At 65.1% G+C, this 14,798-nt stretch carries 14 protein-coding genes; 9 read left to right on the plus strand and 5 right to left on the minus strand.

Annotated elements, in window-relative coordinates; genetic code table 11:
- The first annotated feature begins 394 nt into the window (after positions 1-394).
- Positions 395-1,972 carry a gamma-glutamyltransferase family protein gene (locus VOI21_RS00005; RefSeq protein WP_323766430.1) on the plus strand — a complete coding sequence of 526 codons (1,578 nt, stop codon included), beginning with the start codon at positions 395-397 and terminating at the stop codon, positions 1,970-1,972.
- 139 nt (positions 1,973-2,111) lie between these two features.
- On the opposite strand, the gene VOI21_RS00010 is transcribed toward VOI21_RS00005, so the two are convergent.
- The 3 genes from VOI21_RS00010 to VOI21_RS00020 form a co-directional block, all read right to left on the minus strand.
- Positions 2,112-3,482, minus strand: a complete 1,371-nt coding sequence (locus tag VOI21_RS00010) for a glutamate--cysteine ligase (RefSeq protein ID WP_323766432.1) — start codon at positions 3,480-3,482, stop codon at positions 2,112-2,114.
- Positions 3,483-3,543: 61 nt separating this feature from the next.
- The gene (locus tag VOI21_RS00015; protein ID WP_323766434.1) at positions 3,544-4,068 is read right to left on the minus strand and encodes a hypothetical protein; all 525 of its coding nucleotides are present in this window, start codon (positions 4,066-4,068) and stop codon (positions 3,544-3,546) included.
- Positions 4,065-4,793, minus strand: coding sequence for a 16S rRNA (uracil(1498)-N(3))-methyltransferase (locus tag VOI21_RS00020; protein WP_323766436.1), 729 nt, complete (start codon positions 4,791-4,793; stop codon positions 4,065-4,067). Before VOI21_RS00020 ends, VOI21_RS00015 begins: the two co-directional genes overlap by 4 nt.
- 11 nt (positions 4,794-4,804) lie before the next feature.
- Here VOI21_RS00020 and ubiA point away from each other — a divergent pair, with 11 nt between their 5' ends.
- From ubiA to VOI21_RS00050, 6 genes are all read left to right on the plus strand, one after another.
- Complete coding sequence (ubiA, locus tag VOI21_RS00025; RefSeq protein ID WP_323766439.1) at positions 4,805-5,770, plus strand: 4-hydroxybenzoate octaprenyltransferase; 966 nt, start codon at positions 4,805-4,807, stop codon at positions 5,768-5,770.
- A gap of 60 nt (positions 5,771-5,830) precedes the next feature.
- The gene (locus VOI21_RS00030) at positions 5,831-7,753 is read left to right on the plus strand and encodes an OmpA family protein (protein WP_323766441.1); all 1,923 of its coding nucleotides are present in this window, start codon (positions 5,831-5,833) and stop codon (positions 7,751-7,753) included.
- The gene (locus VOI21_RS00035; protein WP_323766443.1) at positions 7,746-8,072 is read left to right on the plus strand and encodes a hypothetical protein; all 327 of its coding nucleotides are present in this window, start codon (positions 7,746-7,748) and stop codon (positions 8,070-8,072) included. The genes VOI21_RS00030 and VOI21_RS00035 overlap by 8 nt, the downstream gene beginning before the upstream one ends.
- A gap of 68 nt (positions 8,073-8,140) precedes the next feature.
- Positions 8,141-9,013 carry a TIGR01459 family HAD-type hydrolase gene (locus tag VOI21_RS00040; protein ID WP_323766445.1) on the plus strand — a complete coding sequence of 291 codons (873 nt, stop codon included), beginning with the start codon at positions 8,141-8,143 and terminating at the stop codon, positions 9,011-9,013.
- Positions 9,014-9,117: 104 nt separating this feature from the next.
- A complete protein-coding gene (locus VOI21_RS00045; protein WP_218450734.1) occupies positions 9,118-9,561 on the plus strand; it encodes a MaoC family dehydratase in 444 nt (147 codons plus the stop codon).
- A gap of 78 nt (positions 9,562-9,639) precedes the next feature.
- Positions 9,640-10,128 carry a hypothetical protein gene (locus tag VOI21_RS00050; RefSeq protein WP_323766447.1) on the plus strand — a complete coding sequence of 163 codons (489 nt, stop codon included), beginning with the start codon at positions 9,640-9,642 and terminating at the stop codon, positions 10,126-10,128.
- Between the two features lie 7 nt (positions 10,129-10,135).
- Here VOI21_RS00050 and VOI21_RS00055 read toward each other — a convergent pair whose 3' ends face one another.
- Positions 10,136-11,170: an NAD(P)/FAD-dependent oxidoreductase gene (locus VOI21_RS00055; RefSeq protein WP_323766449.1), complete on the minus strand. Its 1,035-nt coding sequence runs from the start codon at positions 11,168-11,170 to the stop codon at positions 10,136-10,138.
- 49 nt (positions 11,171-11,219) lie between these two features.
- Here VOI21_RS00055 and mnmD point away from each other — a divergent pair, with 49 nt between their 5' ends.
- Positions 11,220-11,894 (plus strand): tRNA (5-methylaminomethyl-2-thiouridine)(34)-methyltransferase MnmD, encoded by a 675-nt coding sequence (mnmD, locus tag VOI21_RS00060; RefSeq protein ID WP_323766451.1) that lies wholly within the window; start codon positions 11,220-11,222, stop codon positions 11,892-11,894.
- A gap of 58 nt (positions 11,895-11,952) precedes the next feature.
- Entirely contained in the window at positions 11,953-12,822 is an 870-nt protein-coding gene (locus tag VOI21_RS00065; protein ID WP_323766453.1) for a DMT family transporter, read from the plus strand.
- Positions 12,823-12,831: 9 nt separating this feature from the next.
- Here VOI21_RS00065 and VOI21_RS00070 read toward each other — a convergent pair whose 3' ends face one another.
- Positions 12,832-14,784: a lytic transglycosylase domain-containing protein gene (locus VOI21_RS00070; RefSeq protein ID WP_323766455.1), complete on the minus strand. Its 1,953-nt coding sequence runs from the start codon at positions 14,782-14,784 to the stop codon at positions 12,832-12,834.
- Positions 14,785-14,798 lie beyond the last annotated feature (14 nt).

Raw genomic sequence — 14,798 nt, forward strand, 5'->3', positions numbered from 1 at the left:
CAAACGTCGCCGAATGGCCTTGTGCCTGCCTTATTCACGCCTGCATCTGCCGTCAGATTTGGTCTTGTAGCTGCATATGGCTTCACTCGGCGCCGCGCGTTTTCAGCCCCCACCCAGTGCGCGGCGCCGAGGCTACTTTCCCCAAAAACCGACTCGGATGCGACCGTAAGCAGCGTCACCCTGTGCCGCCATGAGATTACCCGCAGCGCACCATATTTCCGCCCCGATCGAGTCGCATACCAAAAGAGTAGCTGCATATGGCTTCCCTCGGCGTCGCGCGTTTTCAGCCCCCACCCAGTGCGCGGCGTCGAGGACTTTAACCTCCCCTCCCCAGATTGACCTCGCGCAGCGCGCTTCTATGCTCACTCGGTAAAACGAGGGAGCCTGACAGCACATGCGCGATTTTCACAAACCTGGCCGATCTGCCGTCATGGCGCTGAACGGGATGTGCGCCACGTCTCATCCGCTGGCCGCGCGGGCCGCCGTCGAAATCCTGCAACGCGGTGGCAACGCTATGGATGCGGCGCTGGCCGGGGCGGTGATCCTTGGACAGGCGGAACCGGCCATGACCGGGCTGGGCGGCGATTGTTTCGCGCTGGTCTCGCCCGCAGGCGGCGACGAGGTCATCGCGGTAAACGGGTCGGGACGCGCGCCCGCTGCCGCCAGCGCCGAGGCGCTGCGGGCGGAGGGTCACACCGCCGTTCCGCCCACCAGCGCCTTTGCGGTCACGATCCCCGGCGCGGTCGATGCCTTTTGCACCATGTCCGAAAAATGGGGGCGGCTGGGTCTGGAGGACTGCGTCGCGCCCGCCATCCGCTATATGGATGAGGGCGTGCCGGTCGCCCCGCGCGTGGCGTTTGACTGGATGGAAAGTTCGGGCCAGTTGCAGGGGGCCGCGCGCAGGCATTACCTGAACGACGGTACGGAACCGCGCGTCGGCGACATCTTTCGCCTGCCGGGCAATGCCGAGGTGCTGCGCCGGATCGCGGCGCAGGGGCGTGACGGGTTTTACACCGGCGAAGTGGCCGAGGATATGTGCGCGGCCCTGAACGCGGCAGGCGGCGGGCATACGCTGGCGGACTTCGCGGCGACGGCTTGCACCATCACACCGCCGCTGTCTGGCAGCTACAAGGGGCGCGAGTTGCTGGAGACTCCGCCAAACGGTCAAGGTGTGACGGCGCATTTGTTGCTGAACATCCTTTCGCATTTCGATCTGGCGGCAATGTCCCCGTTCGGCGCGGACCGGGTGCATATCGAGGCGGAGGCGGCCAAGCTGGCCTATGATGCGCGCAATCGGTTTCTGGCCGATGCGGATCACATGACCCGGCTGGATCACCTGCAAAGCCCCGAGACGGCGGCGAAACTGGCGGCGTTGATTGATCCGAAGCGGGTGATGGCCGCCCCGGCGGCGCTGGCGGAAGAGGTTCACCGCGAGACGATCTATATCACCGTCGTGGACCGCGACCGGATGGCGGTCTCTTTGATCTATTCGATCTTCAACAGTTTTGGCTCGGGGATTGCATCGGACAAGTTTGGCATCCTGTTTCAGAACCGAGGCGCGGGCTTTACCCTGCAAGAGGGGCATCCGAACGAGATGGCGGGCGGCAAGCGGCCGATGCATACGATCATCCCTGCGATCCTGATGGAGAAGGGGCGCGTGGCCATGCCGTTTGGGGTCATGGGGGGGCAGTACCAGCCCAATGGGCACGCGCGGGTGCTGACCAATATGATCGACTATGGGATGGATCCGCAGGCGGCCCTCGATGCGCCGCGGAGTTTTGCCGAGAAAGGCAAGCTGAGGCTGGAGCGGGGCTATGATGAGGCGGTCTTTGCCGAGCTGGCCGAGAGGGGGCATGACATCGAGGTGCCAAGCGCGCCGATTGGCGGCGCGCAGGCGATTTTGATCCATGAGAATGGCGTTCTTGAGGGGGCCTCGGACCCGCGCAAGGATGGGTGTGCGATCGGGTATTGAGGGGCTGTCCACGCGTGGACAGCCTGCGGCCCGTGTAGAATCAATGGGTTACAGGGGCGTTTTTACAAAGCGTTAGGATTCTGGCGGGGAGTCCGGATCAGGTCCGGGGCGGGGGCGTGCCCCTGCCCCCCCCGCGCGATTAGTAGGAATACTGCGCGTAGATCTTGCTGAGGTCGCCGTTCCAGTCGCCGTTGTAATGCTCCAGCAACTCATCGGAGGGCACCTTGCCGCTCTCGACGCTTTCCTTGAGGGCGTTCAGGAAGTGCGTTTCGTTGGGGACAAGGCCGCCTGCCCCCGGACGGGCGCGGGCGACGAGGCCCGCCTCGCAGATGTCCAGCACTTCGCGGGCGAGGTCGTGCATGTTGATCTTGCCCACCTGCGCCTGAAGACCGTCGCGGGTGGCGGCAAGGCGCAGCGCCTCGCGGGTGTCCGCGTCCCAGCCCTTGGCCAGATCCCAGACCGCGTCCAGCGCGCTCTGGTCGTACATCAGCCCGACCCAGAAGGCGGGCAGCGCACAAAGACGCCGCCACGGGCCGCCATCGGCCCCGCGCATTTCGATGTATTTCTTCATCCGCGCATCGGGGAAAGCGGTGGTCAGGTGATCGGCCCAGTCCGATAGCGTGGGCGTTTCGCCGGGCAGCGCGGGCAATTTGCCCTCCATGAAATCACGGAAGGACATGCCCAGCGCGTCGACATAAACCCCGTCGCGATAGACAAAATACATCGGCACATCGAGCGCGTAATCGACCCAGCGTTCAAAACCGAAACCGTCCTCAAACACAAAGGGCAGCATCCCGGTGCGCGAGGCATCCAGCGTCTCCCAGATCTGCATGCGCTTGGATTTCACGCCGACGGGCTTGCCCTCAAAGAACGGTGAATTGGCAAAGAGCGCGGTGGCGACAGGCGACAGGGCCAGCGCCACGCGCATCTTTTGCACCATGTCCGCCTCTGACGAGAAATCGAGGTTCACCTGCACGGTGCAGGTGCGGCGCATCATTTCCTTACCCGTGGTGCCCACCTTGTCCATGTAGGCATCCATCAGCTTGTACCGGCCCTTGGGCATCAGCGGCATCTGGTCATGGGTCCAGATCGGCGCGGCCCCCAGCCCGATAAAGCCGACGCCGATTTCGTCAGCGATATCTTTGACTTGCAGGAGGTGTTCATTCACCTCATCGCAGGTCTGGTGGATGGTTTCCAAGGGGGCGCCGGACAGTTCCAGCGCGCCGCCCGGTTCCAGCGACACGTTTGCGCCGTCCTTGGTCAGGCCGATGATATGGCCGCCTTCGGAGACCGGCTCCCAGTCGTGGCGGTCGCGCAGCCCCTCAAGAACCGCGCGGATCGACCGCTCACCGTCATAGGGCAGCGGCTTTAGCGTGTCCTTGCAGTAGCCGAATTTCTCATGCTCGGTGCCGATACGCCAATCTTCCTTGGGCTTGCAGCCCTCGGCCAGATATTCGGCCAGTTGGTTCTGAGAGGTGATCGGCCCGCCGCCGGATTGAGGGATGGACATGTCGTTCTCCGGGTCTGGTCGCCTTTGTGGCCTAATCTGTTGTCGCCATTCGGCCAGAGTGTCAATGCAGGCGACGCGCCGCGTCGCGCACAGAGGCCGCGCGCCAGATGACAACGGTGTGTGCTGCACGCTCTTGCATCTGGCGCAGCATGTGTTCGGTGCGGATGCCCGGCAGGGTGGCGAAGGCATCGAAAAGCTGGTCCGCGCCTTTGGCGGTCAGCGGGATTTCAAGGCGCGGCTGGCCCGGTGCCATCAGCAGCCAGACCGGCGGTTTGGAGGTGGGATCGAGGCTGAGCGCCTCGAGCGCGTCCAGATCGACGATGCCGCCGGAAAGTGGGCCGAAATAGCTGATCCTGCGTTCGACGATCTGCACAACCCCCGGCCCGCCATCGCCGGTGCGAAAGCGCCCGCGCTGGATGCCGGTGACGGTAAGAGCCACGCCAATCGCAACCACAAGGTAACCGATCCAGTGCAGCAGGCCGCCACCGGTGAAGAAGGCCCAGTAGAGGCCCAGAACGATCACGGCGAGGCCAATCAGCGCCTCTTGCCAATGCTTGAGCACGGCGGCGGCAGCGGGGCGGATCATTGCCAGTCTCCAAGCGTGGTTTGCCAGATCGTCAGCGCGGCGACGGCGGCGGTGTCGGCGCGCAGGATGCGCGGGCCAAGCGCGACCGGGTGGGCAAAGGGCAGCCCGTGCAGTTTGGTGCGCTCTGCCTCGGAAAATCCGCCCTCTGGCCCGATCAGGATGGCCCAAGGGCCGGGGGTATTTGGCAGGGTCGCGGGCTGGCCTGCGCGGGCTTCGTCACAGAACATCAATTGGCGATCCTCGGGCCAGTCGGCCAGCAGGCGGTCGAGGCGGGTCAGGTCGGTGACGTCTGGGACAAAGGTGGCGCCGCATTGCTCTGCCGCCTCTGTGGCGTGGGCCTGAAGGCGGTCCTGCCGAATGCGCTCAGAGTTGGTAAAGGCGGTCTGGACCGGCAGGATGCGGCGCGCGCCCATCTCGACCGATTTTTCGACGATGAAATCGGTGCGCGCCTTTTTGATCGGGGCGAACAGCAACCAAAGGTCAGGTGGCAAGGATTGCGGCGCGGTTTGCGCGCGGCATTCCAGCGTGCCACCGCGTTTTCCGGCCTCCGTCACCTCGGCCCGCCATTCGCCGTCAGTGCCGTTGAACAGCGCCACCTGCGCGCCGGTGGTCAGCCGCATTACGCCGAAGAGGTAATGCGCCTGCTCCCGCGACAGGCTGAGCGGTTGTTCCTGCCCCAAGGGGTGCTCTACATAGAGGCGGATTTTTGGCGTCTGCACTGTCATTGGGGGAACATATGTCCGGCACGCAAGAGAGACCAGAGGCCGAGGGTCAGGTTGCCGATGCCGTGCGCGGCAACTGGGTCGATTTATATGCCCCCGCATGGACACGGCCCTATCTGCGGCTGAGCCGGGCGGACCGGCCGATCGGCACATGGCTGCTGTTGCTGCCGTGCTGGTGGGGGTTGCTGCTGTCGATGGTCAACGACGGGCAGGCGCGGTGGTTCGATCTGTGGATCTTTGCCGGGTGCGGGATTGGCGCGGTGCTGATGCGCGGCGCGGGCTGTACGTGGAACGACATCACCGACCGGGGGATCGACGGATCGGTGGCGCGGACGGCCTCGCGGCCGATCCCGTCGGGTCAGGTGACGGTCAAACAGGCGCTGGCTTGGGCGGTGGTGCAGGCAGTGCTCTCTTTCGGCATCCTGATCAGCTTTCCGCCCGCCGCCATCGCGCTGGGGGTGCTGAGCCTGCTGCCGGTGGCGGTCTATCCCTTTGCCAAGCGGTTCACATGGTGGCCGCAGGTGTTTCTGGGCATCGCCTTCAACTGGGGCGCGCTGCTGGCGTGGACGGCACATAGCGGGCGGCTGGAGTGGCCTGCGGTGCTGTTGTACCTGTCGGGCATGGCGTGGACGCTGTTCTATGACACGATCTATGCCCATCAGGACACCGAGGACGACGCGCTGATCGGGGTGAAATCCACCGCGCGGCTGTTTGGGGATGAGACCCCGAAATGGCTCAAGCGATTCCTTGTGACCTCGGTCGCGCTGATGGGCTTGGCGGTGGTTGCCGCCGCGCCGGACGGCAACCCGCTGGCGCTGATCCTGATGATCGCGGGGCCCTGGGCGATGGGCTGGCACATGGTCTGGCAGTTGGGCCGGGTCAAGCTGGACGACAACGACCGGTTGCTCAGTCTTTTCAGGTCGAACCGGGACGCCGGGCTGTTGCCTGTGCTGTTTTTCGCCATAGCCCTGATCGTCTGATTGCAGAGGTCCCCGCGCTTGCGTATCAGGAATTGAAATAACAAGGAAAACACAGCGCCCATGCGCCTCTCCTCGCTGTTTATCACGGGTGGTATCTTTCTCGCTGCGGGCGGATTGAGCCTTGTGACCGCCAACTTTGCCGCACGCGCCGTTGAACGCGCCTCGCTGAGTGGCGTGCTTTCGGAACTTGATACCGACGGTCTGACATGGGCGGAGGTCGATACCAACGGGTTGCAGGTCTTTCTGTTCGGGACCGCCCCGGACGAGGCGACCCGCTTTCAGGCGCTGAGCGCGGCGGGCCGGGTGGTGGATGCCAGCCGGGTGATCGACCAGATGCTGGTCGTGGAGCCCGAAGACCATGCGCCGCCCAGCTTTTCAGTGGAAATCCTGCGCAACGACGCGGGTGTCTCGGTGATTGGCCTTGTGCCTGTGGAGACGGATCGCGCCGCGCTGATAGAGCGGTTCGCCAAACTGGCCGACGGGGTCGAGGTGTCTGACCTGCTGGAAACCGCCGACTTTCCGGCCCCTGATGGCTGGACAGAGGCGCTGGACTATGCGGCAACCGCCCTGCGCGACCTGCCCCGGTCCAAAGTGTCGGTCGAGCCGGGCCGCGTGTCGATCAAGGCAATGACCGAGAGCCCGGAGGCGCGCAGCCGTCTGGAAACCGCGCTGACCCGCCGCAAACCCGAGGATATGCGCCTTGCGCTGGACCTGACCGCGCCGCGCCCGGTGATCTCTCCGTTTACGCTGCGCTTTTCCATCGACGATGGCGGCGCGCGGTTCGATGCCTGTTCCGCCGACACCGAAGAGGCGCGCGACCGTATCCTGCGCGCGGCTGGCAATGCCGGGCTGGAAGGCAAATCCACCTGCCGTCTGGGGCTGGGCGTGCCGTCACGCCGCTGGGCCGATGCTGCCGAAATCTCGATCGCCAAGCTGGCCGAACTAGGTGGCGGCACGCTGACCTTTTCCAACGCCGATATATCACTGGTGGCCCCCGAGGGCACAAATCAGGCCCGGTTCGACCGCATCGTCGGAGAACTGGACGCCGCCCTGCCCGATCTGTTTGCCCTGAACGCCGTGCTGCCCAAAGCCCCAAAAGAGGCTCCCGAAGGCACCCCGGAATTTGTCGCCATCCTGAACCCCGAAGGCGGCGTGCAACTGCGCGGGCGGCTGGGGTCGGAACAGGCGCGGTCCACGGCGGACAGCTATGCCCGCGCGCTGTTCAGCTCTGGCGCGGTCTATACGGCCGCACGCGTCACCGAAGGTATGCCCAGCGATTGGTCGGTGCGCACGCTGGCCGGGATGGAGGCGCTGGCGCTGCTGGCGCATGGCTCTGTCACCGTGACCCCGGACATGCTGACCATCTCTGGCAAGACCGGCAACGCCGACGCCAGCACGATGATCGCTGACCTGCTGGTGTCCAAGCTGGGCGAAACCACCGCCTTTGACATCGACGTTGAATACATCGAGGCGCTGGACCCGATTGCCGCCCTGCCGACACCCGAAGAGTGCGAGGCGAAAATCGTCCAGATCATCGGCAACCGCAAGATCACCTTTGAACCGGGGTCTGCAAAGCTGGACGCCTCTGCCAAGGGGCTGATGGATGAACTGGCCGACATGCTGAAGCAATGCGGCGACATTCCATTGGAGATCGGCGGCCATACCGACAGTCAGGGCCGCGAGATCATGAACGAGGAACTGAGCCGCGACCGCGCGCAGGCGGTGCTGGATGCGCTGCGTTCGCGGCGGGTGCCGGTGCGGTCCTATTCTGTCAAAGGCTATGGCGAGGCGCTGCCCATCGCGGACAATGACACCGAGGAAGGCCGCGAGGCAAATCGTCGGATCGAATTCAAGCTCTTGAAACCCGTCGCAGAAGAAGGTGAAGAGGGCAAAGATCCGGGCGACTCGGATCCGGTGGCGGCAGATGCGGCCGATCCGGATGCGGCCAAACCCCCGGCGGGCGAAGGGACAGTAGATGAATAGAACCGAATTCATCGTGACGACCGCGATCATCCTGTTCGTCGCTTTCCTGCTGGGGTGGTTCGCGCATTGGCTGCTGCACCGATTCAAGCGCGTCAGTCAGGCCGACATGGATCAACTTGAAAAGATGAGCCAGGAACTGCACGAGGCCGAAGAGACCCGCGATCAGGCGATCACCTATCTGCAGCAGCGCGAGGCGGAGCTGACAAACCAGCTTGCCCAGGCCGAGGCCGAACTGGGGGCGGCGATGGACGGCTTGCGTGAGGCGCGGTCCGACGCCGAGGAAATGCGCGTCTACGTCGAGCGTATGAATCAGGGCTGAACCGCTTTCCAGCAGCGGCGGTATGTGGGATGAGCGGGTCACCAGACGTGTGACGAGGACCCGCCGCCATGACCCAGATCATCCAATCCCTTTCCGAGATTTCCGACCGCTACGAGGCGCTGTTCGTCGACCTGTGGGGCTGCGTTCACGACGGCATCCGCGCGATCCCCTCTGCGGTCGAGGCGTTGCAGGCGTACCGCGCGCGCGGCGGCTGTGTGGTGTTGGTGACCAATGCGCCGCGCGCGCGCCACGAGGTCGCCAAGCAGTTGGACCGCTTTGGCGTGCCGCAGGACGCGTGGGACGATATTGCCACCTCTGGCGACAGCGGGCGGGCGGCGATGTTTCGCGGCGCGGTCGGATCAAAGGTGTGGTTCATGGGACAGACTTTTGATCACAGCTTTTTCGAGCCGCTCAACATCATCGAGAACCCGGTTCAGATCGAGCAGGTCCCGCTGGACGAGGCCGAGGGCATCATCTGTTGCGGCCCCTTTGATCCGCACGCCGATCCGGCGGTGAACCGGCCCGAGTTCCTGTTTGCCAAGCAAAAGGGGCTGAAGCTGCTTTGCGCCAACCCCGATATCGTGGTCGACCGGGGCGAGCGGCGCGAATGGTGCGCCGGGGCCTTGGCGAAGCTGTACACCGAAATGGGCGGCGAGAGCCTGTATTTCGGCAAGCCGCATCCGCCGATCTATGACCTTGCCCGCCGCCGCCTGTCAGAGCATCGCAAGGGGGTGCAGGACGCCGGTATTCTGGCCATCGGCGACGGTCCGCATACCGATATCGACGGCGCCATGGGAGAGGACATCGATTCCCTGTTCATCACCGGCGGATTGGCGCGGGCAGAGACCAAAACGTCGCAGCAACCCGATCCAGAGGCGCTAAACGCCTATGTGGAAACGGAAATGATCAACCCCAGCTACTCTATCGGCATGTTGAGGTAGAGCACATTTTGCTTGCCTTTGCTGCAGTCGCAAAGTAATAAAATTACCGAAAGCGCCATCACGGCGCGCGTTTATTACCTGGCGGTTTGCATATGGAGGGCCGGATGTTGGACAATATGCCTCGCGGCACGATCTGCATCGAAGACATCGAAATGGGGATGACCCGCTACCTGCGCAAACAGGTGACGGATCAGGACATCGAGATGTTCGCCGAAGTATCGACCGACCGGAACCCGGTGCATCTGGACGATGACTATGCGCAGGACACCATCTTTGAGGGGCGGATTGCCCACGGGATGCTGACGGCCGGTCTGATCTCTGCGGTGATTGGCGAACAGCTTCCGGGGCATGGCACGGTCTACATGGGCCAGACGCTGAAGTTTCTTGGCCCGGTGCGCCCCGGCGACGTGGTCTATGCCGAGGTCAAGGTGGTCGATATCGACCATGCCAAGCGCCGCGTGACGCTGGAAACCCATTGCGCGGTGGACGGCAAGAAGGTCCTGATCGGTGAGGCCAAGGTGTTGGCCCCGTCGCGCAAGTTCGACTGAGGTCGGGAAAACCTTCTCTATCGCGCGGGGCGCAGTTTGGGGTAGCCTTGGGGGGAAACCCTTTCCCGCCGAGGTCCCATGCTGCGCCTATTGCCCCTGATCCTTTTGGCCGCCGGTCCCGCTGCCGCCGCCTGTTCGTCTCCCGACGCCACCTTTTTGTGGTGCCGTGTGGAGGGAAGCTCCAAACAGCTGGAGGTCTGCGCCGAACCTTACGGCGCGGTGTACCGCTTTGGTCCGCAAGGGCGGCCGGAACTCGAACTGGTCGAGCGCTACGACACGCTGGATTACCGCCCGTGGCCCGGTGTCGGGCGCGACATCTGGGAAGAGGTCGCGTTTTACAACGGCGGCTATACCTATCTGGTGCACGGCGGCGTCGACCGGCAGTATCAGGGCAACAACCTTGCGAACGCGATGTATGGCGGGGTGACGGTGTCCAAGGGCGGGCGTGAGATTGCCTCTTTGACCTGCAACCGGCCTGCCGTCGATTTCCCCTACTCCAACGGATTGTCCGACGGCAAGGCCCGCGCCGGGCTGCGGTGGGAGCCGGGGGTTGGCTGGGTGTACTAAACGCCGCTCAGGCGGTCAGCCGGAACCCCTCGGGGATGGCGTCGCGCCCGTCCAGCAGCAGATCGGCCATGACCTCGGCCAGTTTAGGCGCCATGCCAAAGCCGATCTTGAAGCCACCATTGATGACGTAATGCCCGTCGCGCCCCGGCCATGCGCCCAGTAGCGGCGCGCGGGTCCGGGCGCGCGGGCGCACCCCGGCCCAGTGTTCCAGCACCGCAGCGCCGTGCAGCGCGGGAACGGCAGCATAGGCCCGCTCAATCAGTGCGTCGCATTGCGCGTCGGTGGTGTCGGGGGCGTCAAACTCCCGCTCGGAGGTGGAGCCGATGGCCACTGTGCCGTCCGCATGGGGGATGATGTGCAAGCCGTCCACGAAGAGCTGCGGCGCGTCCGGGGCGGCAAAGCGCAACAGCGCCGCCTGCCCTTTGACGCCATCACCGATCTTGCGCCCCAAGTCCTCTGACAGGTCCAGCAACCCCTGCCAGCCAGTCGCCCAGACCACGGCCCCGGCATCCGGGGCCTCTGTCACGATCTCCGCGCCGGACACCTCCAGCGCGGCGACCAGCGCATCGCAGGCGCGGCGGGGGCACATGCGGGCGGTCAGGGTGTCGTGGATGAGTTTGCCGGTCGGCGAGGACGGTGCGAAACCGCCTGCCGTCTCTTGCGCGATCACCTCCCACACCGCCCTACCCTGCCAGAGCGTCGCCGCCCCGGTGGCGCGGTCCCGTGCCAGCCTCAGCGCGTGCTCATCGGCAACCGGCTGCAACCGTCCGGTGCGGGCGTATCCGGCGCTGACGCCGCCGGTGTCGTGAACCTCTGCCCAAAAGGGCCCTGCCATCAGCAGGCTGTCCAGTTGGAACGCCTTTTTCTCATTCCAGTTTTCCGGCACATGCGGGGCCAGCGCGCCGACAATCCCGCCGGACGATCCCGCCCCCGGACCGTTTGGGTCGACCACGCGGACCCGCGCGCCGCGCCGCTGGCAGGCCCAAGCCACCGACAGGCCAAAGATCCCTGCCCCGCGCACTGTCACGTCCACGCTTGCCATTGCCGCCACTCCTCGCCAGAACTCGGGGCCGTTGATAAGGAACAATGCGATGGCCGACCAGAGCGCAGAGCTGGACTGGCGGGACGGAACGCCGGTCTCGACCCGGTTCGATGACCCGTATTTCTCATTGGAGAACGGGCTGGCCGAAACGCGCCATGTTTTTCTGACCGGCAACGGGTTGCCAGAGCGGTTTTACGACGGGTTCCGGATTGCCGAACTGGGGTTCGGCACCGGGCTGAACCTGCTGGCGGCGCTGGATCTGTGGCGGCAGAGCGGCCAGACCGGCAGGCTGCATTTCACCACGTTTGAGGCCTATCCGCTGACGCCCGAACAGATGATCCGCGCGCAGGCGGCCTTTCCCGACCTTGGCCCTTTGGCGCAGGAATTGGCCCCGCATTGGGGGCAGCGCAGGTTTGCCCTGCCCGACCTGTCGTTCGAAATGATCGAGGGGGACGCGCGCGAGACCCTGCCGCAGTGGACCGGCACGGTGGATGCGTGGTTCCTTGACGGGTTTTCGCCTGCAAAGAATCCGGAACTGTGGAACGCCGAATTGATGGCGCAGGTTGCCCGCCACATGACCCCCGGGGCCACGGCGGCGACCTACACGGCAGCGGGCCACGTGCGCCGCGCCTTGGCCGCCGCAGGGCTTGAGGTCACGCGCGTGCCGGGCTATGGCCGAAAGCGTCACATGACACTTGCCACACATCCGATGCCCGCCGCCTGACCCGCTGACGCGCGCGTTTGGCCGTCGGGCGCGGCCCATCCAACAGAAAGCGCGCCTCATGGCAGAGCAGAACACCCGTCTTGGCATCTGGCTGATGGTCGCCACCACCTTTGTCTTTGCCTTGCAGGACGGAATCTCGCGCCATCTGGCGGCGGAATACAACACGATGATGGTGGTCATGGTGCGCTATTGGTTCTTTGCGGCCTTTGTGCTGGCGGTGGCGGCGCGCAAGTCAGGCGGGTTGCGGGCGGCGGCGCACAGCGCGTTCCCGTGGTTGCAGGTGTTTCGCGGCGCGTTGCTGGTGGTGGAAATCAACGTGATGGTGCTGGCCTTTGTGTTTCTCGGGCTGGTCGAGAGCCATGCGGTCTTTGCAGTCTATCCGCTGCTGGTGGCGGCGCTGTCAGGGCCGGTGCTGGGCGAGCATGTGGGCTGGCGGCGCTGGGTGGCCATCGGCATCGGCTTTGTCGGGGTGATCATCATCCTGCAACCCTCGGGCGGGGTGTTTTCGCCCTATGCCGCGATCCCGTTGTTGGCGGCCACCATGTTTGCGCTTTACGCGCTGTTGACGCGCTATGTGGCGCGGGCCGACAGCGCGACGACCTCTTTTTTCTATACCGGCGTTGTCGGGGTTGTGGTGGCAACGGCCATCGGGGTCGGGTTCTGGGTGCCGATGACAGGCCCGGACTGGCTGTGGATGGGGCTGCTGTGCATCACCGGGGCCAGCGGGCATTACCTGATGATCCGCTGCTTTGAGGTGGCAGAGGCCAGCGCGGTGCAGCCCTTTGCCTATCTGCAACTGGTCTTTGCCAGCTCGTTGGGCATCACGGTCTTTGGGGAAAGCATCCGCTGGAACGTGGGTCTGGGCGCGGGGCTGATCGTGGCGGCGGGGCTGTTTACCCTGTGGCGGGAACGGCAGACGCGCGGCTGAACGCGCCTGCTACCGTGTCGCCGATTGCAGCGTATTGCCCACCAGTTCCTTGCTGAACGGCACCGGATGCGGTGGCTTGCCCAGTCGGGCGCGGTAGACCGGCAGGCTTTCGGTGACGCGCATGACGTAATTGCGGGTCTCGTCAAAGGGGATCATCTCGATCCAGTCGATGATGTCGATGTCGCCCTTGCGCGGATCGCCAAAGCGTTCCATCCAGCCCACAGGGCGCCCCGGCCCGGCGTTGTAGCCTGCCGACATCATCACTGCGTTGCCATCGAAACGGTCGGCCAGCCCGGCCAGATAGTTTGAACCCAGCCGCGCGTTGTAAGCCGGATCGCTGAGCAGGCGGTCAAGGTCGTATTCGATGCCCAACTGGTCCGAGACCAGCTTGGCCGTGCCGGGCATGAGTTGCATGTAGCCGCGCGCGCCCGCGCCGGAGATCACGCCGGGGTCAAACTCCGACTCGCGCCGCGCGATGGCCAGCACCAGTTCCTTGGGCACCGGGTATTCGGCCTCTGTCACCTGCGAATCGAGCGCGTAATACGGCCCCGGCAGTTCGATGCCGAATTGCGCCGCGCGTTTGCCCAGCATGACCTGAATATGGGGGCGGCCCATTTCCATCAGCATGGTGCCCATCTGGCCCATGCCGGTGCGGTCCAGAGATTCGGCCAGATGGGTGAGAAAGCGTTCCCCAAGGCTGATCTCACCGGCGGCGAGCAGCAGGATACCGGCCTCGAACACGCTGGATTTGGCGAAATCGGCGGTGCGCCAGTCGCCAAAGGGTTCCACCCCGGACAGGGTCGGGCTGGGCGGCAGGCCGGCGCGTTCGGCGGCCAGCAACCCGTAGAACGAGGTCTGGAACTGTGCGCCGTGGGTATAGGCCTCTTTCGCCTTGTCGGCCTGTCCGGCCGTCTCATAGGCGCGGCCCAGCCAATAGCCCGCGCGCCCGACGGAGATCGGCGTCCAGACGCCGTCGCGGAAATTCTCAAAGTGGGCGATGGCCAGATCGGTGCGGTCGAGGTAGCGCAGCGCGAGGAAACCGGCGATCCATTCCAGTTCGGCGAACTCCGATCCCTCGACAAGCCAGTGGTGGGCGGCGATCTCATAGGCTTCGGCATAGGCACCGTCGCGCATCCGTTCGCGCGCCAGATCGACCCGTTCGGGCGCCCAGGCCCAGGGTTCGCCCAATGTCGCGCGGCTGGTGGATTGCTGGCGCAGCAGTTCGATGGCATCCGCCGTGCGCCGTTTGCGCACGCGCCAGAGGAAGCGTTCATAGGCGAGGCCGGGATGGTCGGCCAGTTCGGTCGGCACCTTGGCAATCAGCGTATCGACGCCGGGGGCGGAGGTGCGCAGCGCGATGCGCGCCTGCGCCAGCGCCTGCCAGCCCTCATCCACAAGGCCCATCATCTGGCCTGCGTTGCTGCTCCACCCCTGCCAGAGCGCCATGTCCAGCCGCGCGGTGTGGTGGTCGCGCAGGATGTCGCCCCAGTTTTCAAGGAACGCGCGCCGTTCGTCCGAGGTCATCGACAGGGTGCGCCATGCCAACACGATGTCCGCCTGTGCCGCGCCCTCATCCCCGGCGGCCATATGCGCCCGCGCCATCGCCAGCGCGCCGCTGCCGGTCTGCGGCAGATCACCGTCGAAAAAGGCGCGGATCGCCTCGACCGGGGCCTCTGACATGGTGGGTTCGGATTTTTCGCGCAGGTAGTCCATCCCCGGCCAGTCCGGGTGGCGGGCCAGAAAGTCCTGCACTTCGCGGGTGTCGCCCCGGCCCGCGCGCAGCGCGTGCCACAGGATCACGTCCACCGCCGCCTGCCCGTCGGCGCGCGCCGCGATTCGGGCCGCGGCCCAGTTGCCTTCGCGCATCGACTGCATGGCTTTGGCCAAGCCAGCGCCACGCTCCTGCGCAAACGACGGCAGGGCGGTGACAAGCAGCAACAACAGGGCAAGGAGACGTGACATCGACTTGCTTTTTC

It is taken from the genome of Antarctobacter sp. (assembly GCF_034670325.1).
Taxonomy (GTDB): Bacteria; Pseudomonadota; Alphaproteobacteria; order Rhodobacterales; family Rhodobacteraceae; genus Antarctobacter.